Origin of the sequence: Aeromonas sp. 603404, from assembly GCF_049171775.1 — a bacterium.
GTDB classification, from domain to species: domain Bacteria; phylum Pseudomonadota; class Gammaproteobacteria; order Enterobacterales; family Aeromonadaceae; genus Aeromonas; species Aeromonas veronii_A.
On sequence record NZ_JAAKPE010000006.1, the window covers coordinates 177,866 to 202,665 of the forward strand.

Annotated in this window: 20 protein-coding genes; 3 read left to right on the forward strand and 17 right to left on the reverse strand. The window is 56.4% G+C overall.

What is annotated here, in order from left to right; all coding sequences use genetic code 11:
- Positions 1-131 precede the first annotated feature (131 nt).
- From G5306_RS10830 to G5306_RS10840, 3 genes are all read right to left on the reverse strand, one after another.
- Entirely contained in the window at positions 132-1,313 is a 1,182-nt protein-coding gene (locus G5306_RS10830; protein WP_421172684.1) for a MalY/PatB family protein, read from the reverse strand.
- 1 nt (position 1,314) lies between these two features.
- On the reverse strand, positions 1,315-2,778 hold the full coding sequence (nhaC, locus tag G5306_RS10835; RefSeq protein ID WP_216952772.1) for a Na+/H+ antiporter NhaC: 1,464 nt from the start codon (positions 2,776-2,778) through the stop codon (positions 1,315-1,317).
- A 114-nt stretch (positions 2,779-2,892) separates the two neighbouring features.
- Positions 2,893-3,915: a LacI family DNA-binding transcriptional regulator gene (locus G5306_RS10840; protein ID WP_421259328.1), complete on the reverse strand. Its 1,023-nt coding sequence runs from the start codon at positions 3,913-3,915 to the stop codon at positions 2,893-2,895.
- A gap of 974 nt (positions 3,916-4,889) precedes the next feature.
- Here G5306_RS10840 and G5306_RS10845 point away from each other — a divergent pair.
- Together G5306_RS10845 and G5306_RS10850 are read left to right on the forward strand one after the other, a co-directional pair.
- Positions 4,890-5,993, forward strand: a complete 1,104-nt coding sequence (locus G5306_RS10845) for a leucine-rich repeat domain-containing protein (protein WP_421312855.1) — start codon at positions 4,890-4,892, stop codon at positions 5,991-5,993.
- A 619-nt stretch (positions 5,994-6,612) separates the two neighbouring features.
- Complete coding sequence (locus G5306_RS10850; protein ID WP_421312856.1) at positions 6,613-7,890, forward strand: winged helix-turn-helix domain-containing protein; 1,278 nt, start codon at positions 6,613-6,615, stop codon at positions 7,888-7,890.
- A 764-nt stretch (positions 7,891-8,654) separates the two neighbouring features.
- Here G5306_RS10850 and G5306_RS10855 read toward each other — a convergent pair.
- From G5306_RS10855 to G5306_RS10880, 6 genes are all read right to left on the reverse strand, one after another.
- Complete coding sequence (locus G5306_RS10855) at positions 8,655-9,221, reverse strand: fimbrial protein (protein WP_421312857.1); 567 nt, start codon at positions 9,219-9,221, stop codon at positions 8,655-8,657.
- Positions 9,222-11,644: 2,423 nt separating this feature from the next.
- On the reverse strand, positions 11,645-12,670 hold the full coding sequence (locus G5306_RS10860) for a reverse transcriptase domain-containing protein (protein WP_421312858.1): 1,026 nt from the start codon (positions 12,668-12,670) through the stop codon (positions 11,645-11,647).
- On the reverse strand, positions 12,663-13,223 hold the full coding sequence (locus tag G5306_RS10865) for a fimbrial protein (protein ID WP_279462974.1): 561 nt from the start codon (positions 13,221-13,223) through the stop codon (positions 12,663-12,665). The genes G5306_RS10860 and G5306_RS10865 overlap by 8 nt, the downstream gene beginning before the upstream one ends.
- Before the next feature lie 11 nt (positions 13,224-13,234).
- The gene (locus tag G5306_RS10870; protein ID WP_016349199.1) at positions 13,235-13,978 is read right to left on the reverse strand and encodes a fimbria/pilus periplasmic chaperone; all 744 of its coding nucleotides are present in this window, start codon (positions 13,976-13,978) and stop codon (positions 13,235-13,237) included.
- 33 nt (positions 13,979-14,011) lie between these two features.
- Positions 14,012-16,570 (reverse strand): fimbria/pilus outer membrane usher protein, encoded by a 2,559-nt coding sequence (locus G5306_RS10875; protein WP_421312859.1) that lies wholly within the window; start codon positions 16,568-16,570, stop codon positions 14,012-14,014.
- A 565-nt stretch (positions 16,571-17,135) separates the two neighbouring features.
- Positions 17,136-18,179: an OmpA family protein gene (locus G5306_RS10880; RefSeq protein ID WP_421208868.1), complete on the reverse strand. Its 1,044-nt coding sequence runs from the start codon at positions 18,177-18,179 to the stop codon at positions 17,136-17,138.
- Between the two features lie 326 nt (positions 18,180-18,505).
- Here G5306_RS10880 and G5306_RS10885 point away from each other — a divergent pair, with 326 nt between their 5' ends.
- Entirely contained in the window at positions 18,506-19,117 is a 612-nt protein-coding gene (locus G5306_RS10885) for a fimbrial protein (protein ID WP_421205561.1), read from the forward strand.
- A 39-nt stretch (positions 19,118-19,156) separates the two neighbouring features.
- Here the strand turns inward: G5306_RS10885 and G5306_RS10890 are convergent, their stop codons facing one another.
- The 8 genes from G5306_RS10890 to G5306_RS10925 form a co-directional block, all read right to left on the reverse strand.
- The gene (locus G5306_RS10890; protein WP_421254358.1) at positions 19,157-19,504 is read right to left on the reverse strand and encodes a 50S ribosome-binding protein YggL; all 348 of its coding nucleotides are present in this window, start codon (positions 19,502-19,504) and stop codon (positions 19,157-19,159) included.
- Between the two features lie 609 nt (positions 19,505-20,113).
- Positions 20,114-20,617 carry a hypothetical protein gene (locus G5306_RS10895; protein ID WP_421312860.1) on the reverse strand — a complete coding sequence of 168 codons (504 nt, stop codon included), beginning with the start codon at positions 20,615-20,617 and terminating at the stop codon, positions 20,114-20,116.
- Between the two features lie 3 nt (positions 20,618-20,620).
- Positions 20,621-21,196, reverse strand: a complete 576-nt coding sequence (locus G5306_RS10900) for a YagK/YfjJ domain-containing protein (protein ID WP_421205556.1) — start codon at positions 21,194-21,196, stop codon at positions 20,621-20,623.
- Positions 21,197-21,367: 171 nt separating this feature from the next.
- Complete coding sequence (locus G5306_RS10905; protein ID WP_016349205.1) at positions 21,368-21,592, reverse strand: helix-turn-helix transcriptional regulator; 225 nt, start codon at positions 21,590-21,592, stop codon at positions 21,368-21,370.
- The gene (locus G5306_RS10910) at positions 21,592-21,777 is read right to left on the reverse strand and encodes a helix-turn-helix transcriptional regulator (RefSeq protein WP_421205554.1); all 186 of its coding nucleotides are present in this window, start codon (positions 21,775-21,777) and stop codon (positions 21,592-21,594) included. Before G5306_RS10910 ends, G5306_RS10905 begins: the two co-directional genes overlap by 1 nt.
- A 113-nt stretch (positions 21,778-21,890) precedes the next feature.
- Complete coding sequence (locus tag G5306_RS10915) at positions 21,891-22,925, reverse strand: hypothetical protein (protein ID WP_421312861.1); 1,035 nt, start codon at positions 22,923-22,925, stop codon at positions 21,891-21,893.
- 2 nt (positions 22,926-22,927) lie between these two features.
- Positions 22,928-24,163: a tyrosine-type recombinase/integrase gene (locus G5306_RS10920; protein ID WP_421312862.1), complete on the reverse strand. Its 1,236-nt coding sequence runs from the start codon at positions 24,161-24,163 to the stop codon at positions 22,928-22,930.
- Positions 24,164-24,317: 154 nt separating this feature from the next.
- Positions 24,318-24,494: a hypothetical protein gene (locus G5306_RS10925; protein ID WP_118854342.1), complete on the reverse strand. Its 177-nt coding sequence runs from the start codon at positions 24,492-24,494 to the stop codon at positions 24,318-24,320.
- Positions 24,495-24,800: the final 306 nt, after the last annotated feature.

Sequence of the window (24,800 nt, forward strand, 5' to 3'; positions counted from 1 at the left end):
CTGTGGCGGTCGTTCCGTTATTGCATCTTGTGGTGCACCAGAGCGGGAAACTGCCGGTGAACTCACAGTTGGGGTATGCAGGAGACAGCGGGGTTGCATGCTCTACCCCTGTTGTCCCCTGCTCTGCGATGTCATCTGGACACCAGCCGCTCCAGTCCGGTGAGTGCTTGTTCCAGATAGCTGCGCGGGCAGCCCAGATTGAGGCGAATAAAGCCCTGCCCCCCTTTGCCAAAGCCGATCCCCATCGACGGGACAACTCTCGCCTCTTCGATAAGCCGCTGTTTCAGCTCATCGTCATCCAGCTCCAGCTGGCGGCAATCGATCCAGGCCAGATAGGTGGCATCGGCCTCCATCAGTTGCAGACGGGGCAACCGGGTTGCCAGCTGCTCGGCAAACCAGTGGCGATTGTCTGTCAGATAGGCGAGCAGCCCGTTTAGCCATGCCTCGCCGTGCTGATAGGCCGCAGTGGCAGCCTCCATGGAGAGCGCATTGAATACATCCAGACCATGGGCATCGAGACGCTGTTTGAAGCGCTGGCGCAGCGCAGGATCCGGGATGATGAAGTTGGAGATGCGCAGCGAGGAGAGACCGAAGCTCTTGCTGGCAGAGGTCGCCACCACCATGTTGGGCAGCAAATGGGGCGGCAGGGAGAGCACCGAGGTGTGCCGATGGCCAGCCAGTTGCAGATCGGCCCAGATCTCGTCTGATACCAGCGTCACGCCGTGCTGCTGGCACAGGGTCGCCAGTTCATAGAGCTCGGTGAACGTCCAGCTCCTGCCGGTCGGGTTGTGGGGATTGCAGAGGATCATCATGGCGGGGCGCTCCACCATGAAGAGACGTGCCAGCTGCGGCAGATCCATCTCGTAGCGATTCCCTTTTCGCAGCAACGGGTTATCTAGCAGTCGTCGCTCGTTCAGCGCGATGATCTTGGCAAAGGAACCATAACAGGGGCCCTGGACAACAATCCCTTCTCCGGGTTGTGTCAGCATTTGCAGTAGCAGCGAGATGCCGGGGATCACCCCCTCGACGGAGTGGATCCACTCCCGTTCTATGGTGATCTGATGGCGCCGGGCAAACCACTGTTGTATGGCGCTGAAGTAGTCATCCCGTCGCTCGCTGTATCCGAATACGCCGTGGGCGACCCGCCGTTGCAGTGCCTGCTGCACGGTTGGTGGACAGGCAAAGTCGAAATCGGATACCCACATGGGTAGCAGATCGCTGCCGTCGATGCCAAGGTACTGGGGCATACAGTCCCACTTGATGGAGTTGGTATTGTGGCGATCAATCACTTGGTCAAAGTTGTGCTCCGGCATCTTATCGCTCCTCCGCCACTGTCATGGTCCGCGGCTCCCCTGTCACCTCTTTCCGGTCTGCATGGGCGATGCCAATACCGGTAAAGCCGTAGCCCAGGGCAAAGAAAAGGGCGGCATAGCACTGGATGGCCCAGGGGAGGTAATCGAGCGTCGGGATGCCAAGGGTGCCCGCCATATAGACACCAGCAGCCGTCCAGGGGATCAGGGGCTCAATCACGGTGCCCGCATCCTCTATGGTGCGGGAGAGGTTCTTGGTATCCAGCCCCATGCGACGGTAGGCGTCCTGAAACAGCTCGCCCGGGATGAGCAGGGCCAGCTTGCCGTCACTGGTGGCACCGGTGACCAGCAGGGTGGTGGCAATGGTCGAGGCGATCAACTGGCCAGTGGAGTGAATAAGGGTCAGCAGGCGATTGATGATGAGGTTGAGCGCCCCCGTCAGGGTCAGTACACCGGCAAAGGAGAAGGCGCAGAAGACCAGCAGAATGGTGCTCATCATCGAGAACATGCCACCGCGATTGAGTAGGCGGGGGATATCGGGGAGCAGCTGGCTGACGTCATGACCCAGTGGGGTGAACATGGTGAGGTTGAAGCCGTCGATCAGGGCATTGAAACCGGACTGTAGCGGCAATCCCTGCAACGTAATCCCGAGGATAATGGCGATGGCGCTGGCCAGCAGCATCAAGGGAATAGTGGGCTTCTTGGCGATCGCCCCCCACAGCACAATCAGCGGGGGCAGCAGCAGGAGAGGATTGAAGTGGTAGAGCTGCTCCAGTGTGGACAGGATGGTGATGACCTTCTCCGGTGTGGCCACCTCTTCACCGATGACTGAAAAACCGGCGACGAAGAAGACGCCGGCAGCCAGCAGGAAGCTGGGCAGCGTGGTCCAGAGCAGGTGCTGGATATGGGCGTAGAGGGTGGTATCGGCCACAATGGCGGCGAAGTTGGTCGAATCGGAGAGAGGAGAGATCTTGTCGCCGAAATAGGCGCCTGACACCACGGCCCCGGCTGCCGCTGCCAGCGAAACATCCAGACCGTGCGCAACCCCCATCAGGGCTACCCCGACGGTGCCCGCTGAGCCCCAGGAGGTACCGGTACAGACCGAGACCAGACTGGTGATGAAGAAGGCCGCAATGAGAATGTATTGCGGGCTGATCAGCTTGAGCCCCCAATAGACCATGTAAGGGATGGTGCCGCTGAACATCCAGCTGCCAATCAATCCACCCACACAGACCAGGATCAGAATGACCGGCATCGCCTTGGCCAGCTTCTGGACGATGGACTGGATGATCTCGTCCCAGCTATATCCCTGCCAGCAGGCGAGCAGTGCTGTGAAGATGGCGGACAGCAGGAGCAGTGGCTCAATGCGCAATCCCATCAGAACATAGCCAACGATCAGGAGCCCCAGCATCACCAGAATGGGTAATGTGGCAAGCCCCAGGGTCAGGGTCTTTCTCTCTTGTTTCATCACAGTTGATCCATCGCTTCAGAACATGGCGCCATTGTGGGGCGAGCAGCCTGGTGGAAATGTGAGCCTTGCACGCCAGCTATGTAACCGGTTACATGGTGTTCTGGAACGTGATCATGGTCGCAGAAGGGGAGGTTGCGTCAGGGGCATAACCGACTCGCGAATGACCAGTGCAGGGGTGAACTCATGGATCTCCGGGCCCGGGTCCTGCTGTTGCAGTCGGGTGATGGCCAGCTCGGCAGCCCGTTTGGCCATGGTCTCAATGGGGTAGTGCAGAGTGGTCAGTGTCGGGTAGAGGTAGCGGGCCAGCATGATGTCATCGAACCCGATAATCGACAGGTCTTCAGGGATCCGTCGCCCGCATTTTCTCAGGTGCGACATCATGCCTGCCGCCATCACATCGTTGAAAGTGAGCACGGCGGTTACCTCGGGGCACTCAGCAAGCAAGCGCACCGCCGCCTGTTCGCCCCCCTCCTCGGTAAAGGGCTGGCTGATAACCCACTGTGGTTTGAGTGCCAGATGATAGTGAGCCATTCCTTGCTCATATCCCTCCAGGCGGAGCTGCCGATCGGCGATGGGCAAATCACAGGTGATGAAGCCGATCCGGCGATGACCTTGAGCCACCAGATGGTCGACGGCGGCTCGGGTGCCTGCCCGGTTGTCCAGCCAGACACTGCGGTGAGCCAGCTCGGGCAGATAGCGATTGATGGGAATGAGTGCTGGCATGTGTGAGGCGTAACGGAGCAGCAGTTCGTCAGAGAGGCGAGTGGTATGGGCAACGATGGCTTCGCAGCCCTGATTGATCAGAAACTCGAGCCCATACTGCTCCTGCTCGCTTTGATGGGACCCGCTACAGACCATCAACCGAAAGCCGTGCTGCCGGCTGATGGCTTCTACTCCGCGGGCCAGTCTGGCAAAGAAGGGATCGGCCAGATTGCCGGTCAACAGGCCGAGCATATTGCCGCTGCGTTTTGCCAGAGCCACTGCCGCCATGTCGCGTCGATAGTCGAGCGCACGCATTGCTTTCTCTACCCGTTCCCTGGTCGCCGGTTCAACATGGGCAGAGTTATTGATCACTCTTGAGACGGTTGCCGTCGAGACCTTGGCGAGGGTTGCGACCTGTCTGATGGTGGCCATCTGATTGCCTTGTTCATACTCCGGAGATAAGGGGCTCTCTTATAACGACAACTCGGTATGTCAGCTACCTCTTGCGGTTCGCTTTACTGCGATTTGTGATCGGAGTGGCACATTGGTGGTTTGCAAGGCGAATGAGATAAAGAGGCTAAGGGAAGGAGCAGAGACGATGCGGGGTGTACTATCACCAGATGATGGCGGAGGGGGATAAGCAAAGAGGCCGCCGTGAGTTGCGGCCTGTCTGCATCGGGCGCTGCCGGAGGGCAGGCAGGATCAGTTGAGGTCTTCGATGGAAGACTCGCCGCATTCATATAAGTGTTTGATTATTATATTTTTAATTGTTTTGGTTAAGTGTTTTTTATTTTTTTACCCCACGCTAAACCCCGCTCAGTCAAAATTCTCTCTGCTGGTGGCCGGCATAGAGCGCTTGGCCAGTGAGCCGTTTCCTCTCCTCTGGTGGTGATAACTCAGCCAGCGGAATGGGCTGTGTTGTCGTTTTCACTGCGTCATGGACGTGAGGTGGCAGGGATTATTTCATCTATCAGTTCGGTTGGGTCGAGATCCCGTTAGCCGCTGCAGCAGGTTGTCTGTCAAGGTTGCTCTGGCAGCCTTCCAATCAGCGATGTTGCGAGGCCTCATCTCGCATAGGTGGAAAAAGCGTGCCTCATGACGATCTGTGCGGCTCCCTTATGCTCATTGAGCTATTGGCTGCCAATGATGTAGAGCGCTACGCCAGGAGTCATTACATATGCTCATGTACACCAACCTGAAACCTGTGGTCTGTGATAAACCTTGCTCACCCAATATCTGGCAAATGTACGGATGGTATTGGCCGAAATTATTTATAATTATTTGTAATTTAAAAATATAAGCAGTTGGTGATCACAATAATGAATATGTCTCGATCTTTTTTATTTTTCATGAAATCTATTTTCGGTAGGGTTTTATAGCAATCAACAAACCGAGAGACGTAAATAATGAAAAACACGACCTTGGCAATTGCCATTTCAATGGCGCTGTCTGTCCCCGCCATTGCCGGCACAGTGTCAGAACATGAAGCCGATGATCGCAATGGATATATCCAGTTGCAGCCTTCCGAAAATAATGAACAACTCCTGACAGATGCAGTCAATGCAGAGATTATCAATTTTCCTGACAAGAATATGGAAGCCGCGGTCAAATCTGCGTTGGGTATTGCTGAGGCAGATCCTGTGACGACTCAGGATATGCTGGCGCTGGATAGTCTCAATGCTGTCGGTAAACATATCGAGAACCTGACCGGGTTACAGTTTGCCACCAATCTTGTTTCACTGGATGTGACGGACAACGATATCAGTGATATTTCCGCAATCAGTGAACTGCCGCTCTCCACGCTGAAAATAGCGGCCAACCGTCTCGCTGATATCCATCAACTTGGCAGAATATCTACGCTGACCATGCTGGATATCTCGGGAAATGGGATTGATTCACTGAGCCCGATTGCGGATCTGATGAATCTGACCACCTTGTCCGTCAGCGATAACCCGATAGATGACCTATCCCCGCTGGGAAAGATGAGCAAGCTCAAGCAGCTTGAGGTGGCATCAGCCAAGATCTCCACCCTGGAGTTTATGCCTGCGACCCTGGTTGGTCTGAATATTTCGAATAACAAGATGGCGGATTGGTCCGGCATGGCCAACCTGTCTGCTTTGCAGAAGCTGGATGTGTCGGGGTGTCGCCTGGATGACCTCGAGAAGATAGTGCATGGGCCGCGCTATCTGGCGAAGCTGACTGCCGATGACAACTACATCAGCAACACTCGGCCGCTGGCCTATCTGCACGACAACACCAGTGTGTCATTGAAGAATCAACATGTGGTGATGGCGGATACGGTGCAGGGGAAATGGCTCAAGATCGTTTTGCGCACTCCGCAAGACGAGGTACCAGAGATTGTCTGGGCGACGCCCGGCAGCTATGACGAGACGAACAACCTGCTGGTATGGGAAGGGGCAGGCCAGAATTCACTGACATGGTCCTACGAGAGCAGCAACAAGAAGGTGATTGCCAGCGGTAGCGTTGTGCAGCAGGTATTCCAGCCTTAATATGCGGCTGGCTTTTATGGCACTACCTCCATGACTCCCGGCAGGTAGTGCCATTTTTTTTTTAAATGAGGAAGAGAGAGACCATCCCGGACAGGGTATGGAAAACAAAATTGACGTGAATCAAGCGGATATGATTCATCTTTAATGTTCATTCAGATTTGCATCTTGATCAGATAAAATCACGGTCACGAGCCCCCCCTGGATGGGGGCTTTGTTGTTATGGATGCTCTTATCTCTATGTTTTTAAGGGTATTTTTATGAAATTAATCGTAATTTAACCGCATGGGCTTTCAGTGCTAACATTTTCGCTCCATTTAATTGCCAAAAGGTAGCGAAATGTTTCGTAAAAGGGCTGATGTGGATGTTCTTTTCCCTAAGCCAACTGAATCATCGGGATGGAAGCCGAAGAAAAACTATGAGCTGGACTACATAAATATACCTATAAAGTACATAAAAACGCTGGTGTATATACTGGTAGTCATAGTTGCTGTATTGGACATATATTTTGCTTTTGAGATCTATTTCGAATATAGCGGTTGGCTGGTATGTAAAGGGGTGGCTAATGAATCCTGCTTTTTGGGGTGGTAGTCACATTCAAGTTTGCTGATTGATGAGCATCATGCTGGAAATAAATTATCACATTGGTGATGACATCACCTTTATTCCATCGCGTTATTGTCTGGTCAAAGAAAGGGGAGATGCTACCCGCGAAGTACATTTAAGCCAGAAAGAGTGCCAACTGCTGGAGTTTTTCTGTGAACACCCCCAGCAGGTGATGTCCAGAGAGGAGTTTATCTCTGCATTGTGGAACAACAGTGAAAGCAGCGACGCGGGTCTGAATAAAAATATCCTGATGATCCGGCGCAAGCTGGAGTCCCTAGGGGTGATGGACTCTATCCGTACCGTGCCCAGAGTGGGTTACATGATGGATCTGACCATCCTGAAAGAGGAGCTGATCATTGACGACGCCCCCGACACTGTCACCCATGATGCGCTGGTCGGAGAGCTGGTTGATGAAACGGACACAGGCCGCGATCTGTTTGACGAGCCCCCCTTGCTGCAACCCGCATGGCACCGCAGCAGGGTTATCCTCAAGCGTGGCATCATGGTCTCGTTGCTGCTTGGTCTGCTTGTTCTGGCTGGCTGGTTTCTGCTGGCGGAAGAAGAGAGCCTGCCCTATCTGACCAAAAAGATAACCACCCGGCACGGCATCATCTATCGCGTGGATGGGGCCAATCCGCCGATTTCCAGCGCCACTCTGGAGATGATTGACAAGGCTTCTGCGCAGTCGGCGGAGAGCGAATACCGGATGATGATTGCCGACCACCTGATATCGCTGGTCTCTTATGAAGGCGATCGGCCCCTGTGGGAGAAGGTCTATTTCGTTCAGCATGATGCGTCGCTGGAGCCTCAGCTAAGGTGCATCGCACAGCATCTCTCTGTGCCCCCCTTCCGTGATTTTCCGGCACCCATGGGGGAGGGGTATTACAACAACGTCAATTTCTATGCGCCTTGTGATGGGACAGAACATCCCGTATTGGCGATGCAGGTCAGACACAAGGGGTATGGTGCGCCGATCCACGAATTCGTGCAGGAGGTCTCGTTGGTGACGCCAGCCGGTGAGGAGATGGCAGAGCTAACGCTCCTCAAAACCCGTGATGGCAGGCTGACGGAGATCAACGGCCGCTATCCCGATTACGTCATGAAAGCCCATCTGCAGAGTGTGCACGTCAAGGCGCTGGAGTCGGAGCTGCTGACCCCCTATCGGGCGGCTGTCATGAGCATTATGACCAGCGAAGAGGAGCACTTGCGTTACACCCTGGAGGCGCAAAAAGTGCTGCATGCCTCCACCGTGCATGGCGGTTTTCTGATGCTGTCGCGCAGGGCGCCAGAATAAGCGCTCTGCCCGGATGCCCCGGCGGGCTCTCGGCAAGGGCTGCGCCGTCACTTATCCCACCAAGGCTGGCTTGTGCCAGCCTTTTCTTTATTCTGCCCTTGCCATGCCACCAGCTTTTGCCTTGATGCCCCCTCTCCTCGCCACCGCCCTGAACCCCCTGGTTAAGTGAAGTGCCGGCCGGCTCGCTGGTTGCTGGACTCTATGCTGCAACACAATGGCCCTGAGGCCGGGCGGTGGGGGGCAGCAGCGGGATGAAGGGTCAAACAGGGATGGGCCTCAGACTCTGGGGATAATGCGGGTGTAAGGGGGCCGAAGGGTGCCTTGCGGATGGATAGCCTCAGCTTAGCGGTGCGAACCGGGGATTCACTCGGCAGTCAGGAGCCGCGCACCGCCGCCGCTGAAGATACCGGACGCCCCCGGATAGGGGGGCTGACGCCGAGCGCGAATGGATGGATCCTTTTGGCAGGAGCACCACGGTCGACAGAGGCCGGCCATCCGGGTGGCGGTATGGTGACGGTTCCCGACCCGATGTCGCGGGTGTGCACATACTGGGCCAGAGGAGCGACATGGCTTATGCGTGCTGCATGGGATAGCGGGTGATGGCGCAGAGGGGAACAGGCGAACGGCGCCGGCAGAACAGGGAGGGGGGGCCACAGCCATCGGCTGGAGTTGGAGGGCGTTCCGGGTCAGATCCCGGCGGATAAGGCCCAATGGCAAGGCAATTCCGTTTGCCTTGGTTGCGGAGTCAGGTTATCTGCAGAGGATTACTGGTAGGTCATGATAAAGTCGGCGGAGGCATCGAACTCACCCGGCACCGCCTTGCCACCCTCAGCCACGGTACTGATCACCTTGGCACCAAACTTCAGGTGGTTGTCGCCATTGACCAGGCTGGCCACTTTGGTCGGGGTGCCGAGCACGATCTCGTCACCATTTTGCTTGTTGACCAGGGAGATGGCGCCACCGGAGCCGCCGCCGTTGAGGGCCAGGCTCTTCTTGGCGGTGTCGGCCGGGATGCCGTTGAAGGTGACGGTGGCGTCGCTGGCGGTGGCGAAGTCACAGGCTTCCAGGTGGATCTCGAACGGGCGCAGCGGCGTGGAGCCCTGCTTGTTCAGCAGCGAGTTGGCGATCTCCCCCATCTGGATGGTCTGGTCCACGCTCTCCGGGGCGATGGAGCAGGGGGCGTCGATAATGGCGCCGATAAACTTGATGGTGCCATGACCCTGATCCACGGGCGGTTTTTCGGTTGGTGGGGTCTCTTCGGCAAAGGCGGCACCTGTGCTCAGGGCGAGGGAGAGGGCGAGCGCCGACAGTCCCCAGCGGGCGGAATTCATGGGTTTCATCATGGGTTTCATATTGTTTTTTACCTTGTTTCGTTTCGTTGAGAGTATGCATAACGACAGCAGGCCGGTCAGTCAGGAGAAAGGGAGCACTGTCTTGGCTTAAACCGACTCACCTGGTGCTGTCGACCAAGGCATGCTACCCCCGGTAGCCACCGGCGCCCAGTTATGAAAAATTTCTTTGAAATCCCTTTTATATCAATGCATTGATCTCTTGTTTTGGTGTGCGTAAGTGGGGGCCGGTCGGTTGCAGCCTGCGGCTGGTTCTACGCTGGTGGCGACCAAATGGAACCATATCCCGTGCCACGGCAGACGGTCTAATATCAGCGGCATGGTCCTGTAAGCTTCGCAGCGCGTGATCCAGTGCGTTGCGAGTTGCGGGCGTGAGGCGCGGGAGTCAGGGGGCCAGCACGGGGTGCCGCGCTACGGCATAGCGGGCGGGCACTCCCGTGGCCGGGGCCGCGACCCGTTGGTCTCCCAGCGTTTCTGGGACGTCACGATGAAGCCGGCGGTCGCCCCCAACTCACCCGGCACCGACTCTTATCCCCATACCCCGTCCCTGATCTCCTTTGAGTCGGACTGCGGTGAGGTTGTCCCTATAGGCCATACGTGATCCCGTGCGGTTCAGGGGTGGCGACCCGTCCCTTTCACCGTCGTGCCAGTTATCAGAGTTGATGGCGTCACCGGACCCCTCCACCTCCTGGAGGATCCAGGCGCTTCGGGGTAGTGCCCGGCGGGATGCCGTTGATAGAGCCGGGGGATCCTAGCATGGGGTCGGTCGCTGGCTCCCAGTTGAGTGGCACGGGGGAAGCGCAAGTGCTTCCACTCGGTTCGGACAGGTGCGGGCAGTCTGGTCGCGGTCATCCTCTGGATCACGCGAACCTCGTGGCCTCACTGGTGCGTCTGGAATTGCGCCGATCGGGTGGATGTAGCCGAGCCGTGTCGCCCGCCCGGGTGGCCACGCCGCCAGGCCGTTTAGTTTCTGCGCGCGGAGCTTGCGGCAGGGCGGGGCTGTGTGGGTTCGCTCACCTCTGCTTCCGGTGCTAAGGCGGGGTGGGGTGATACTGTCGATTGGGGCTCGTACGAGCTCGTTCTGGTGGAGGAGATGCGATTGGTTGGGCGAGGGCACGGGTGCCTGAGGCCACGGTTTGTCTTGCCGGCTTGCTAGTACGCCTTTCACCACACCTGTCGCCCCCCGACCGCAGCTGTGGGTGCAGTCGTGCCTGGTAGTCTGCGCCGAGCAGTCGGCTGCTGCTCCTGGTCCTCGGGAGGTAAATAGCTGGTCCTGCGTGGTCCCGACCGGCCTAGGCCTATGGATCTCCCTTCGGTGAGGGGCACCCAGTTTACCCCGGGGTGGTTGCTTGCCCACGTCCTAGGGAGGGCGAGACGTGCCCCTAGGTCGGCCGCGCGTTGGGGGCGAGTCCCCGTAGCCTCTGACGGCCGACACGCCCCCCTCCGAGCTTCCTGACTGGCCGCAGCCACCGGGTTTCCGTCAACCCGTTACTATCGGGCGGCTTCCTCTACTCCACCCTCAGACTTCAGCACCGATCAATTGGGTTCTAGTATCAGCACTCCTGACGCTGAAAACTTCCCACTCGAGCTTGGGTCTGCGGCGGTGGTTAGTTCCAACGGAATGCTGCCTATTCCAGCCCCGGGTTTGGCGATTGTGAAGGGCAGCTGGACCCCACGTACTTTTATTGCGACCGATACCCCCGCTCCACTGTCTAGCACACTCGACCCCCCTCCCTGGAGACTGAGTCGGTAATCAGGAGCCGTCCCGCTGCACTGATATTGCAGGTCAAGGCGAGAGGACGCCCCCTCAGCAGTTATTGTTCCCATGTCCTTGTTGAGGGTCCTCGCATTAAACCAACAGGAACCGTTCCGGTCGGGAACGCGGATGCACCTCCCCAGCGTGAGCGGTTCGACACCGGCAGGCAGGATGTTGTCAACTGTGTTGGATACGAAGACTCCCACGCATTCGTATCCTCCGCCTGCCGTTGCGCACCCTCCCGAGTGATGCATGAAGAGGGTCGTCGTTGCCCCCGGGGCTGGTGTGGATGTGTTGAACACGAGTTGGTTTATTTGGGCGACTCGGTTGTTGTAGTCGTCACTCGAGAAGGTCTTGTGCGTTGAGTATACGAAGTCTTTGTCGTCATAATGCAGGTGCCCATATTCGTAGTTTGAGTATGTGCGGATCAAGACGTCGTCTTCGGCCGAGGGCGGCTCGGCGGTAAAGGTGACGTTGCCGGACCATTCATTGCACCAGTTTTGCACTAGTTCTAGGTTGGTGGCGTGGGGAACGACGACCGCGTGTACGGGGCCCGACAGCGACGTCAGAGTGGCTAGCAAGACGCCGGTCATTAGGTTTGGGGCTTTGCGATGGTGGCGGTGCGGTCGGCTTGTTATTGTCGGGGGGGTCATTGTCGGTCCTTTATGGTTCGGTTGTTTGGGGGGGGCGACATGGCGCCCCGACGGCGAGGCCGGCGGCCCACAGCACCCCGCCACCTCATAAAATACCCACGCACCCTGCGTTGGCTCTCGGCTTCCGGGTTGCCGGCACGCAGGGTCTGCTCATAAAGCCGCAGGGACTTGGTTCGATAGCGTTGCAGGGCGTTGGGGGCGATGCCGACCCGGCCCTGCGTGGTATACCAGCCCCCCAGCCAGTCGATGCCGCGATCCAGGCGGCCAATCCAGGTCTTGGCGGGGTGCTGGCTAAAGCCGTCGGCGGCCAGATAGCCATTGAGACGGCGCACGGCATCGCGCAGGCGCCAGCGGGTGCGGGCCAGCACGATAAAGTCGTCCATATAGCGGGCGTAATAGAGCTCCCCCCTGGCGGCAAAGTCGGCATCGATATGCCACAGCAGACTGGCGCCGATCAGCGGGCTCAGCGCACAGCCGCGGCTGATCCCCCCGCCGGGGGTATGAAACTCGCCGCCGCACTCGACGCTGTAATAGAGGTATTGGCGCATCAGCTCGCGGCAGACGGGGCAGGGCAGCCGCGCCACCAGCCGGCTGAGCACCCGTGCCCGGTCGATATGCTGGTAGTAGCCGCGAATATCGGTGCGCAGCACATAGGGGTGGCTGCCCCCGGCCCCTTGCAAAAAGTCGTGCAGCCGGCGACGGGAGGCCACGACCCCCATGCCGCGACCATGTTCGCAGGCCGGGTGCCAGGGGAGCCGTGGGGCGACCCGCAGCGCTACCCATTTCAGCACCAGCGCATCTTCTGCCGACCAGATGGCGTGGCCCCCCAGCAGTTGCATGGGGCTGAGCCGATAGTGCCCCGCCATCACCCGGGCAAACAGGGTGGCCGAGCGCGCGGGCCAGTGAAAGCGCAGGTGCCAGATATCGGCGTTGGCCGGGTAGTGGCGCCGCCGCTGGCAGAGCCACTGATAGGCCAGTTGCCAGGCCTGCGCCGGTGCGAGTTCGGGATAGCGGCTATTCATAGGTCAGCTTGAGGGTCGACTGGGCGCTGAAGGTGCCGGGGGTGAGCTTTTTCTCCCCCGATTTCAGCAGCGCGACGTAGACCCCGAAATCGAGCTGGTTCTTGCCGGTTTGCAGGGTCTGCTTGCTGCTGGCCTGACCCAGCGGCAGATCCTTGGGGCTATCCTTGCCCTGGACTATGCCGAGGGCGATGCCGGCAGCGGCGCTGCCCTTGGCCAGGCTCAGCAGGTTCTTGTCCTCGCTGGAGGCGGTGCCGCTGAAGGTGACCTTGACCCCCTTGGCCACCGAGGGATCGCACTCTTCCAGGTGCAGCACAAACCCCTTGGGTTTGGAGCGTTTGTCCCGCAGCAGATCCTTGTTGACCACGGTACCCAGATCCAGGCTGATGTTCGCATCCGCCGGGGGGATGGTGCAGGGCACCGAGACCAGGGTGCCGGTGATGGTCAGCTGCACCGAGTCATAGCCGTCAGCCCAGGCGCGGGCCGGCAGCAGCCCCAGCCAGGCGAGGCAGAGCAGGGCCGGCAGGCCGCGGGCCTTGTGGATCATGGGGTTCATCGTTACCTCCTTCAGGCCGCTTTGTCGGCGCTGGTCAGGCTGCAGTGCTGATCGGTGCAGCGAAAGTGGAGCGGGCGGCGCCCGCCGAAGTCATCGACATAGGTGAGGGTCGGCGTGTTGCCAAGCCGGGCGACCCCGAGATTGAGCTCACCCTGGCCGAACGGGGCCAGCATCAGGGGGGTGAAGTCGGCCTGCCCTTCGTCATCGGCCTTGCCGGCGGCATCGACCAGGGTGATGAAGTAGGGGGTGGGGTTCTCCACCCGGTAGTGCCCCTGGGTCGGGGTCAGCTTGAGCTGCTGCTGCCAGGGGGCGACATGGGCCTCCGGCTCCACCACCAGCGACTGCGGCCGGTAGAAGAACTTGATGCGGGTCTGCAGCGCCAGCTGCAGGGAGTTGGGTTTGTCGCTGCGCGGCGGGATCTCCCGCAGGTTGAAGTAGAACAGGCTCTCCCGATCCTGGGGCAGCAGGTGGCTCGCCTGGGTGGCCTGCACCTTCAGCATGCTGTCGGCGCCCGGCTCCAGCCGCTGCACCGGGGGCAGCACCACGAAGGGGCTTGAAATCTTGCGGCCCATGGCATCTTCCATCCAGGCCTGGGCCAGATAGGGCAGCTCCTTGTTGTGGTTGCGGATGTTGAGGCTCTGGGACTTGCTATCGCCGGTGTAGATCACCCGGGTGCGATCCAGGGCCACGGCGGCCTGAGTGGGCAGGGCGGCCACCAGGGCGAAGGCCAGCAGGGCGTGTTGCATCAGTTTCATCGTCGGATCTCGTGTTGGTCAGTAAAACGGGTCTCAGTGACAGCTCAGGGTGGGCAGCTCGTCCTCCGCCGGCAGCGGGTTTGGCAGCACTGCCTGGCAGTGGGCATGGTCGCCCCAGCGGATGAAGATCGGCTCGCCGGCGTGCAGCCCCGCCAGATAGGCCATGCCGTCGTCGCTCAGCATCCCCAGTCGCAGTTGTTGCTGGTTCTCCACCACCGCGGCGAAGGGGGGCGTCTTGCCGTTCTGGAGCCGGAAGGCGAGCAGCCGCTTGCCCCCCGCCAGCACATCGAAGTGCTGGTAGCCGATGGCCCCTTCGGTGAGGGTGCGGCTGGCCACGGGGGAGCCGATGGGTTCGACCTCGTCGCCGAGCCGATCCACATCTATGCTGGTGCGCTGCCGGTAGTAGCTGGTGAGATCGGCCACCACTGCCTTGCCGTGGCGATCCGTGGTGGTGACGGGGCCGCCGGCATGGATCGGCACCCCTTCGGCGCCATCGGCATCCACCAGCAGGCGACTGCCCCCCATCATGCCTACCCGGTGCAGGGCGGTGCCCTGCGCGGTGGCGGTGATGCCCCCCTGCACGGAGAGGCCCGCACTCAGGTTTTTGCCGCCGTTCTGCTCGCTGGCATTGACCGACAGCTGCGCCTTGTCGGCGGTATGGGAGTAGAAGCCGCTGAGGCTCTCCCCACGGGGCGAGGTGCTGGCCGAGAGGGAGTAGTTGTTGCGCTCGTCCAAGGTGTTGTAGTAGTTGGCGCTGTGGGTCAGGGTGTCGTTTTGCGACGAGAGGCTGTAACCGAGGTGACTGCCCCCGCCGAGCGGCACCGAGAGGGAGAGGTACATACCGGTATCGGCGTTCTCCCACTGGGTTTGGCGGTAGGCGTTCACCGTCAGCCCCAGGCCGCGCCAATCCTTCACATCGAACTGGTGGGAGAGGGCCAGGCTGATGCGTTCACTGTCCGGCTTCAGCCAGTAGGACTGGTGGGTGTAGTCGAAGTAGGCGCCGATATTCTGGTTGCGAAACTGCTTGCTCAGAATGACCGAGTACATCTCTTTCGAGCCCCCCTGGTAGTAGGCCTGGCTCTCGTCTTTGGCGCTCAGGTAGTCGCTCATGGTCATGAAGTCGCGCTCCGAGAAGCGGTAACCGGCAAACGCCACCTGGCTGTCGTATTTGTCGAAGCTCTTGGAGTAGTTGACCCGATAGGAGCCGCCGTGCTTGATGCCCTTCTCGGGCAATTCGGCCCGCGACTCCGTCATGTCGAACGAGATGGCTCCAAATTGCAGCAGGTCCCGGCCCGTACCCACAGTTAGCGCGGCATAGCCGTCGCTCACCAGGGCGCCGCCGAAGAGGGACCAGCCATTGTTGACTCCCCAGGAGGCTTCACCGCTGACAAACAGCGGCCCTTCCAGGCTGTGGTCGAGGTTGGAGGGCTTGCCGCTGGCAAACTTGTAGCGTACCGAGCCCGGGCGCGACAGATAGGGGATGGCAGCGGTATTGACCTTGAAGGTTTGCAAGGAGCCATCCTGTTCCTCTACCCGCACGTCCAGCTCGCCGCTGGTGGCCGAGTTGAGATCCTGGATTCGGAATGGGCCGGCCGCGACCTGGGTCTCGTAGAGAACGCGTCCCCCCTGGCTGATGACCACCTTGGCGTTGGTTTTGGCGATACCGACTACTTCGGGGGCATAGCCACGCAGGTTGGGGGGGAGCATGTTGTCATCCGAGGCTAGCGTGAGCCCGGTGAAGCGGAACGAGTCGAAGATGGAGTTGCCAAGATCCAGCTCCCCTACCATCAGCTTCTCCTCGCGGGAGGGGAGCGGGCGATAGGCGTAGACCCGGGTCACGTCGGCAGAGTGTTGCTGGTGGGTCTCTTTCACCTGTTTCGGATGGGTGGGATCCTGAGGTTCATCCTGATCCTGCTGGTCCTCATCCTGAGGCGGTTTCTGGGTATGCCAGCCACGATTGCTCTGATATTGCGCCTGCCAGTCGGCCCGCACGCGCCAGGCACCATAGTTGGCCCCCAGCACGCCGTAGGCACTGGCGTTGGTATTATTCTCCCACTGCTCGGAGCTGGTCGCATGTTGCAGGTTGATGCCGTAATCGAGCATAAAACCGTTGATGCCGTTATCCCAGCGGCTGATGGGTTCCCAGTTGTCGTCGATATATTCCAGGTTGGTTTGCGGAATTGAGATGGTGAGGGTGTAACTGCTGATATCCGGACGCAGCGTGCTCCCTTCCAGCACATCGAGATTGATGCACTGCATGTCGGTATTTGCCTGCAATACTTTTTGCAGGGCGCTCTCCTTGAGGCCGAACTCTTCCAGCAGTGTTTTCGGAATACAACTTATGGACGCGCCATCCGCATCACTTTTCACCGTGATTTCGCGCTCGCCCAGTGAACGATCGTTGATATTTACCTGCATGCTATATTTGCCGGGAACGATATAGCCGACGTGAGTGAATTGTTCGAAGTCGATATTTTCGCGATCGGCTACATCCAGCAAATCGGTATTGAAATCGATGCCGCCGGCAGGGGCGGCCTGAATGGCAAAGGCACCAAGCAAGTTGATTATCAATATTGCAATGCGTTGTTTCATATCAATATCGTCACTGTCTGTAAGGGGCCTGGGCTGAACTGCCTGCCACATGGTTGTGATGATCGACAACCTGTCTAAAAAAAACTGCGCTGACGCCGGGTCAGGCGAGATTTTTTATATTCAGAGGGATGAAATGAGAAACTGGCACCACCTGGTTTCCTGGCCGCAAATATCGCCCGGCACAATGATTCCCCCGATTGGCCAGCACATGGTATCGAGCTGGAACCCTCTTTGACCAGTTACAGATAATTCCGGTTTTATCCGTTAATAATCAATGTGTTGAGCTTTACTTTCATCAGGTCTTGGGTCGCCTGAAATCGGGTCTGGCAGGCCATTGCTGGTGGTTTTTAGAACAGTCAGGCAAAGCGTGACGCAGATAATGGGTGGGGAGCCCGGGTTGATATCGCCGGAAAAAGGGCGGAGGGATTATTGGGAGTGAGCAGATCGCGCTGATAGACCATGAGTGATTAACGATAAGCGACACTGAAATATCATGGGGAGATATAGCAGGGCTGATATTGGAAATAGGTGGGCATCCCTGCCCGATATAGCTTCCTTGATATCATCACGCTTGTACTGACTTGATCCCGGTCAGTCGTACTTCTACCCGACGGTCCGGTGCCAGGCATTGAATGCGTTTTGCTTTGGATTTGATGCCATCGCACTGAGTGCCGGTGAGCGAGTCATCTGCGCCACGTCCCTCAACCCGGATTTTGCTGGCCGGCAGCCCCTGGGAGACCAGGAAATCAGCCACAGCCCGGGCGCGGGCCTCGGAAAGGCGCTGGTTCACCTTGGCCGAGCCGATGCGGTCGGTATAGCCGATCACGATGGCTTCACCTTCTTTGGGGCGGGCGTTGGCCAGGTCCTGGTATAGCTTGTCCAGGGTCTGCAAGCCCTCTTCCTTCAGGTCTGCCTTGCCAAATGCAAACAGCACGTCAGAGCTCAGTTCGAAGGTCTTGTCGACCATGACGGGTTCCGGCGCCGGAATGGGGCGCTCTACCGCGACCGGCTCGACATAGCTGGAGCGGAAGGGGTGGTAGACCAGCTCCAGCGTGGTCATGTTCTGGTTGGGTTTGGTGCTGGTGTGGTAGTCACTGCTGTGCAGGTCTGCCACATCAGTGATGTAACGCCAGCGGGCCTGCAGATCCAGCGCATCGGTCAGTTGATAGGTCAGACCGGCGCCAAACAGGGAGGAGACCTTGGTATCTTTGGTGCCCAGCCCGTCGGTGTGGGCCCAGTAACCACCTGCCTCACCGAACAGACTAAGGTCACCAGCCAGGGGAACACGGCCGATCAGGGAGAGGGTTCCCCCCTGATTTTCGAAGCGGTTGCCATCGGTGTTGCCACGCCCGGCGTAGATGTAGCCCAGTTCGGCCCCCAGATAGTCGTTAAGGTTGTAACCCGCAAAGGCGTTGGTAGCGGCGGCATCTTCGGTGCCGTTTTCGACACCGCCAATCTTGTTCAGACCCTGAAAGTGGGTGAAGCCGGCACCGGCACCGAAATAGAGATCAGCCGAGTCACCGTTTTCGGTGGCATTGGCAGAACCGGTACCAAGACCCAGCATCAGACAGCTCACGACAAGGGCAAGCTTCTTTTGTCCAAATAACATAGATGACATCCTCATATTTTAATTTCTCGTTTTATTGCTTTGTTGCAAGCAAATGCCGACGATCAACGCATCGCTCATAATTCACATTGAATCAGAACGGTGCAGATTTGATAATCGCGGGGTGAAACAGTAGCCTGTGAGGTGGAGGAGTCAAATTATTTAAAATTAATATTTGTTATTTCTAAATAACGACAGGGTGATGGCCGTTCCGGTTCGATAAATCATGGTTAATGGCTGAGTTTAAAGGTAATTTTTCATAATTGGAGAGTGTCTTTCATTCTTTATATGATCAACGCTCGATCATTGGACAAATAGAGGTTGATTGTATGAAAAAAATATCAGGCTTGCGTTTGGTCACTGCCTTGACTGTGGCAATGGTATCGGGAGGGTATGCTGCACTTGCCTGTGCAGACGATGATGGCGGTTGGAGTGATTTGGGTCCATCCAGTCCAGCTGCGTCTTCTCCTCAGGATCAGGGTCATGGCACCATCAAGTTTGTGGGTGCCATTATCGATGCCCCCTGCTCAATTGCGCCCGAGAGTGTGGATCAGACAGTACAGATGGGGGAGATCGCCAACTCGCTGCTGAAAAAGCAGGGTTCAACTCCGCTGCGGCCGTTCGAAATCCACTTGGAAGCCTGTGATTTTGCCACCGCAGCCAGTGCGACAGTGACCTTCTCCGGGATTCCATCCGACGATACCAAGCATGCGCTGGCATTGAACGGTGGGGGGTCTGGTGGTGCGATTGCTCTGGTCAACAAGCAGTCAGGGGAAGAGATTGTATTGGGTACGCCAACCAAGGTGTCCAGTCTGGTCAATGGTGATAACCACCTCAAATTTGGCGCCAAGGTCGTGAGCACGGTGGCTGCTGATGGTAGCAACCCACCCGTGCCGGGTGAGTTCGATGCCGCGGCAGACTTTGTCATGAGCTATCAGTAAGTCATGATCCTGAGCGGGCTGCCCAATTGGGCAGCCCGCTCAGGGGCCATACCAGGCATCGCTCAGTGGTGCTAGCCGATGGCCAGTCACCCATGGCTGTACGGTCAACCAGTTGGCAATTGCTTCCCGATCTTGAGAGGTCAATGAGTCGTTAGCTGCTTGGCACAGGTAACCGCTGAGCTCAGCGTCGGCTCCACCCCCGCCAAAGCTCCAACCTTGTAGTTCGATATAGTCCAGCCATCGATCCAGTGCCTCTTCGAAGTCGACTTGCGCTCGATCTATGGTAAAGGTCAGGTGTAAACCCAACTCCTGAAATTCATCGAGATGCAGTTTTTTGCGCAAGCGGCGGGAGCGTTTTTTATTCAGTTCTGAGGGTTGAAATGTCATGTTGAACCTCTGAATCGTGTTGGTGGCCCATCAGTTGGGGTGAGACCTCCGAGGTGGTGCCAGCATAGGCCGTCGAAGCACACATTCGGTCCAGGTCGCGTCTTGCCACCATGCCCAGGATTTAGGCCGTTGAAGGGATAAGGTCTGATAGTTCGTGGAATTAAGAGGGATTGCAGGACTCATGCTCACAAACTAGTGCAGCTCGATCCACCATGCCAAGCAACAGAAAGGTCAAGCGCCTCTCTTGACTCTCCCAAATATATCGACTCAGTCACCAGCGCACAACGCACAGGCCTCCGTGTACCTGATGTCTGTGTTGCTGCCTGCAATGGCTGCAGCGATGATTGTAAACGCCAAGCGAGCCCTGTCAGTACCCAGCCACCAGCAAGTCTAAGGTTTACGCACTGATGACGGAGGATCACTTTACCTCTGGTCTGCATGTTCAGTAAGTTGCGATGATCACTTTCAATATTAATATATTACTGATTTTATTTAAGTTTATTGTTTTTGGTAATTTTTTACATGTGTATTTAGACTTTGCGTTTCTGGTAAACGATCCCTGCCATTGATGGACATCCTAGGGGGGGGACCAAATACCTATGGTGCTTTTTATCTATTAGATGTGATGGCTTTTCGTATGTAACGCCGTGCTGTCGAGGGATTCAGATTGTTTTCCCTCGCATACTGGGCAATGGTGATATCTCGATGTTTCGACTGCAGAGCGTAGCGTCTACAGTGGGTCTCCCACTTTTCACTCATGGACCGTCGCTTCAGTTCCAGTCTTGCTGTCTTATGATGCAGCTTATGCGTTTTTATATAGGCCTCTACCGACAGGCCGTTTTCAGCCTGCTCAGATTGGTATTGTTGACGATGACGTTCCCAGAAGCGTCGCCTTAGCTCCGCACTGCCCAGATCCCGAAACTTTACATAGACGAGTCTCAAATCAAGTTTGTATAGCTCTGCGTAGAACTTGATGCTGATACCTTGAAGCAGCACCAGATTGGCAAAGTTCTCCTGATGATGACGCCAGAACACCTTGCGTTCATAGAACCCCATTTCGCTCGGTTTCCTAATGCGGGTTGGGATTCTCGGAGCATAAATTCGGCTTTTCATCGTTCATTGCTTCCTGATACTGCGACTGATTTGGTAGTCCTTGACCGCTGGTGGCCGCTTTCCCTTGTCTTTGGTTTTGGCCAAATAGCTTAAGCGGTAGACAAGCAATCTATGTTCATCCAGGCGATCACGGTGGACGAAGTAAAAGGGATTCATCGGTAGGGCTAGGTAGCCATATGTCCATTCTGCTTTGGCTAACCGGTAGACATTGTCAGAGTGCTTGACCTTTTGTCCGTCCAAAAACAGGGCCAAGTGGTAGTGTTGGGCTGCGGATTTGGCTTTCTCTCTGACCCAGATGTAACCGTGATAACAGGGGCCGTAGTGCTGGATCAGTGTTGATTTGAACTGTCTGCAGAAACGACTGATGGGTTGATTGTTGTCTGTGCCCTGTTGCATTTTAAGCTCCAGGCGGATGGCAAGTAACTTGCTGGTCTTGCTAAAGAATCTTTCCAGTAATCGGAAGATGCCATCCATGATGTCCCGCCTGATACGTATGTTGTTCATGACCGCCCAAGCATGGCCTTGATACTCATAGTTCAGGGGAAGAGTCAAAGAAGAATCGTGATGAATACCGGGCATATATTATCAATATCCTGAAGCAGTGATGGCGGCTGGGTGCAGTTAACCCCCCGCCGATCGTGGACGGGGTGCTTTGCAAGCAGAGACTAGGCCTTGGAGAAAATCGGGGATGATGTGCCAGTTTGTTACATTCGGTGCCAAATAAAGGAGGCTGCTGCCCCCATTTATTCTTCAATCCACTGTTAACAGCGCTTCAATTTGCTGCCTTGTCCACCCCATGATCCGTCCGTTGCTATGTTTGAGCGGTGCCGGGAGCTTGGCCAAAGCGAGCCACCGGTAGATCGTCGTTCTGGAGCACCCCAGCACTCGCTGCAGGTCTTTGTGTTTGAGAATGGGTTGCAGCGTTCCGCTGTCTGCCGCCGCCAACGAACGATAGCTGAAGGGTGATTTGGCCATCACTTGCTCTCCATCAATTCTGCGAGCCATTGTTGGTATACCGACTCTGGCCAGCCGACTGTTTTGCCATGGATCTTGATGGGTTCGGGAAAAACCCCGTCACGAACCCATGCCCACAGAGTGCGGCGATTGCGTCCGACAAGGTCGCAAACTGTTGTAATGGAAAGTATTTTTTGAGAATTCATGGTTCACCTCGTCTCATTGGATTTGATTAGTGCATCTTCCCGGAATTATTTTGAGATGTGAGGTGAGTAAAGGCTAAATCACGGTGAGTTAGGTTAACTCACCGTGATGGTCGTTAATTTAACCAATCTCGGATGGTGTTTTTGTCGACATTGGCCAACTGGCTCTGTATTTGATCTCGTGGCCTTGAGCACATCAGCGTTTGAATCGCTTCTGCAATCGCGGTATTCGACCACTCTTCAAACGGCCTGTTAGCCAGAAAGAGAAAGCCTGCCGAGGTGTGCGCACACCGTTTGATAAGCTGCTTGACCAACTCCTTATCAGGACACTGTAGAGCGTGACGCAGCTCGATGACCAGTTGGTGATAGTGAGAGGATGTGAAGGTATCCCGATCAACGGCGATGGTTGCCAGCACGTCATCATGCTCCACCAGCAATTCCGTCAGGAAGATGAGCATTGCATGTTTTTTGGGGGAATATCTGGGGTGTTTGTTGAGGGCTGTAATCCCCGAACGAGATGAATGCCGGGCCGTGTTGCTGAATAGTTGCTTCACGCTCTCATGAGTCAACCACAAGTGCTCGGGAAATACACGGCAATCTGGCACCTCGGGGTTTTTGGCAGAGGTAATTGGCACAATGGAGACCTGAAAGCCATCAATGGGATTGTTGAGGGTGAGCAGATAACCGTGTGTCACAAAGAAGGAGCGGAACTCCACCATCCCGTGAGTTTCCAACTGCTTGGCAAAGCTGTGGCCCACAGTCCAGAGTCCGGAAGCCTTGGCCATCAAGGTTAATGGATAGGTAACCCCGCCGTAACTGAAGCGGTAGAACATGGGGACGCCACCAAACAGTTTGCTTGGACGCACATCATTAAAGTGGAGTCGTGCCAGCCCAAATTCACCCTGAGTGATCTTCAGCGTCGCATTGACCAACCGGTCCTGAGCTCCCATCTGCTTGTCGAAGGCATCATTTGGCTGTGCTGGGTCCAGGTTGCGTACGATGACGGCACATTCTGACTCTTCTAGCATCAAATAGAGCGTGGTCTTCTGATTGGCTGCCCAATGGATTATGTCTTCTACCTTGCAACCCAGTTCGCTGGCTGCCTTGGTAATCTTGAGGTAGTCGGTGTCCGGTAAATTGCATCTCTTCATAGTTATTGATGTCGCCATGCAGCCTTATTTAAGTGGATGATATTGCTGCTGGCCGTGGAGTTCCAGATTATTGACTGCCATAACTCGAGGGTGGCTTTTTGTTCTGATAGCCGGTGGTCGTGAATATAATGACTCATGACTCCCTTTAGACTATGGCCGGCAATGATTTCGATCACATGTGGGGCGATCCCAGCAGTTGTGAGATGGGTTGCAAGAGAGCGTCGTAAATCGTGGAAGGTCCAGAAAGGGCTATGTCCAAGTCTTACTGACAACTTGTGGCCGTAGGTCGCCACCGTGCTCACTTTCTTTAGCTGGCCGAGAAGATAGGACGTTTTGTTCTTTTTTGCGGTTGCGATAAGTTCGGCGAGCATCGGTTTGAGTCGCTCAGGTATGGCGCGGACAATTTTGTGGTCCGTTTTTGAATGTTCGATAGGAACGGTCCATATCCCTGCGGCTAGATCCCACTCTGTTATATGGGATTCCCGCACTTCACGTGTTCTTGCTCCGAAAGATAGTAGCAAGAGAGATAGTGCACGATAGTAGGTGTTGGAGGAGGGGCTTTGGATCCATTCCATCAGAGCGTGGATTTCTGCAAGACTCAGAACGCGATCCCTTTTTCCACCCCGTTTACCTACATCTGCAATAGTCAGGTCATTGAGTACATTCGAGACGGCATAGCATCGAACACGGCAATACTTCAGCGCCTGTTTGGAGATCTGGAAGAGCATGCCAGCGGTAACAGGTACCTGCTTGTTGCATTCATCAAAAGCCACCAGCCAGTGTCTGGTCTCACAATCGATGAGTGGGAGATAGCCTATCTTGGGAAAGATCCATTTTTGGAATTGTTGCCGGATCTTTGGGGCATTCTTTCTGTTTTTAGCTGCGTAGTTATCCAGCCAATAACAAATCGCATCTTCTACCGTGACTGGTTTCAGTCGTTCTTCTTTGGCCAGTTTGAGCATCAACGCTGGATTGTGGCCGGCCGCTAGCCATCCTTTACATTGCTCGGTTTTCCTGCGGGCTTCTTCAATATCGATCCCTGCGCTGTTGTTGGTGAACTTCCCCAAGGTCACTTCCAGATTTTTCCCATTAAAGCGATAGCGGAAAACAAAGCTGACTGACCCGCTTGGATGCCAGAAGGCATTCAGTCCATCGCCGCGATCCACTTTACGGATGGGCTTCTTGCCGCCGTGGGGGGTGCCAAGCATTTTCCTGAGTGCAGTGACCACTAATGCCATTTTATACCCCCACAAAACCCCATAAAAAACCCCACATATGTATCCCTAACTGGTATCACCTCCCATCACCTGATGGGACATGAATTCTCAGTGGGCCTTATATATCATGGGGCTTTTGTAGGCAAGGCGGGTTTTAATTGGACGTAACGAAACGTCAGTTGAGTTCTTCGATGGAGAACTCGCCAGCGATACCATCACAGGAGATGGCGAAACCGCCGCTGAAGCGGGTGCTGAACTGGATCAGGAACGCATCATTGTCGTGCTCTTGCACAGGCAGGTTGATGGGCTTGCTGCGACGCAGGGGCTTGTGTGTTTGTACTGCTTTCATCATGGTATTTCTCTATATAAATTAGGTGTTTGCTCCTTGTATTGGCAAATGTCAGGTCAATGGGCGCGGTCGATTGGGTGAACGACAAGCGCGCAGGAATACCCAGCCCGGTTAAGGGGCGTCTGCACTTTCAAGGAATATGCTGATGCATAAATCAAATTGGGTGGGCAGATCGGGTCTGCACCGTGAGAGCCGGGCAACGCAGGCAGACAGCCTGACGGTTCTCAAGGCGAGTAAATCAGAAGAAGGTTATGCGGGTACTGGCAGGATTCATCGTGAGGTGAAGCATTGCAGGATAAACATAAACAG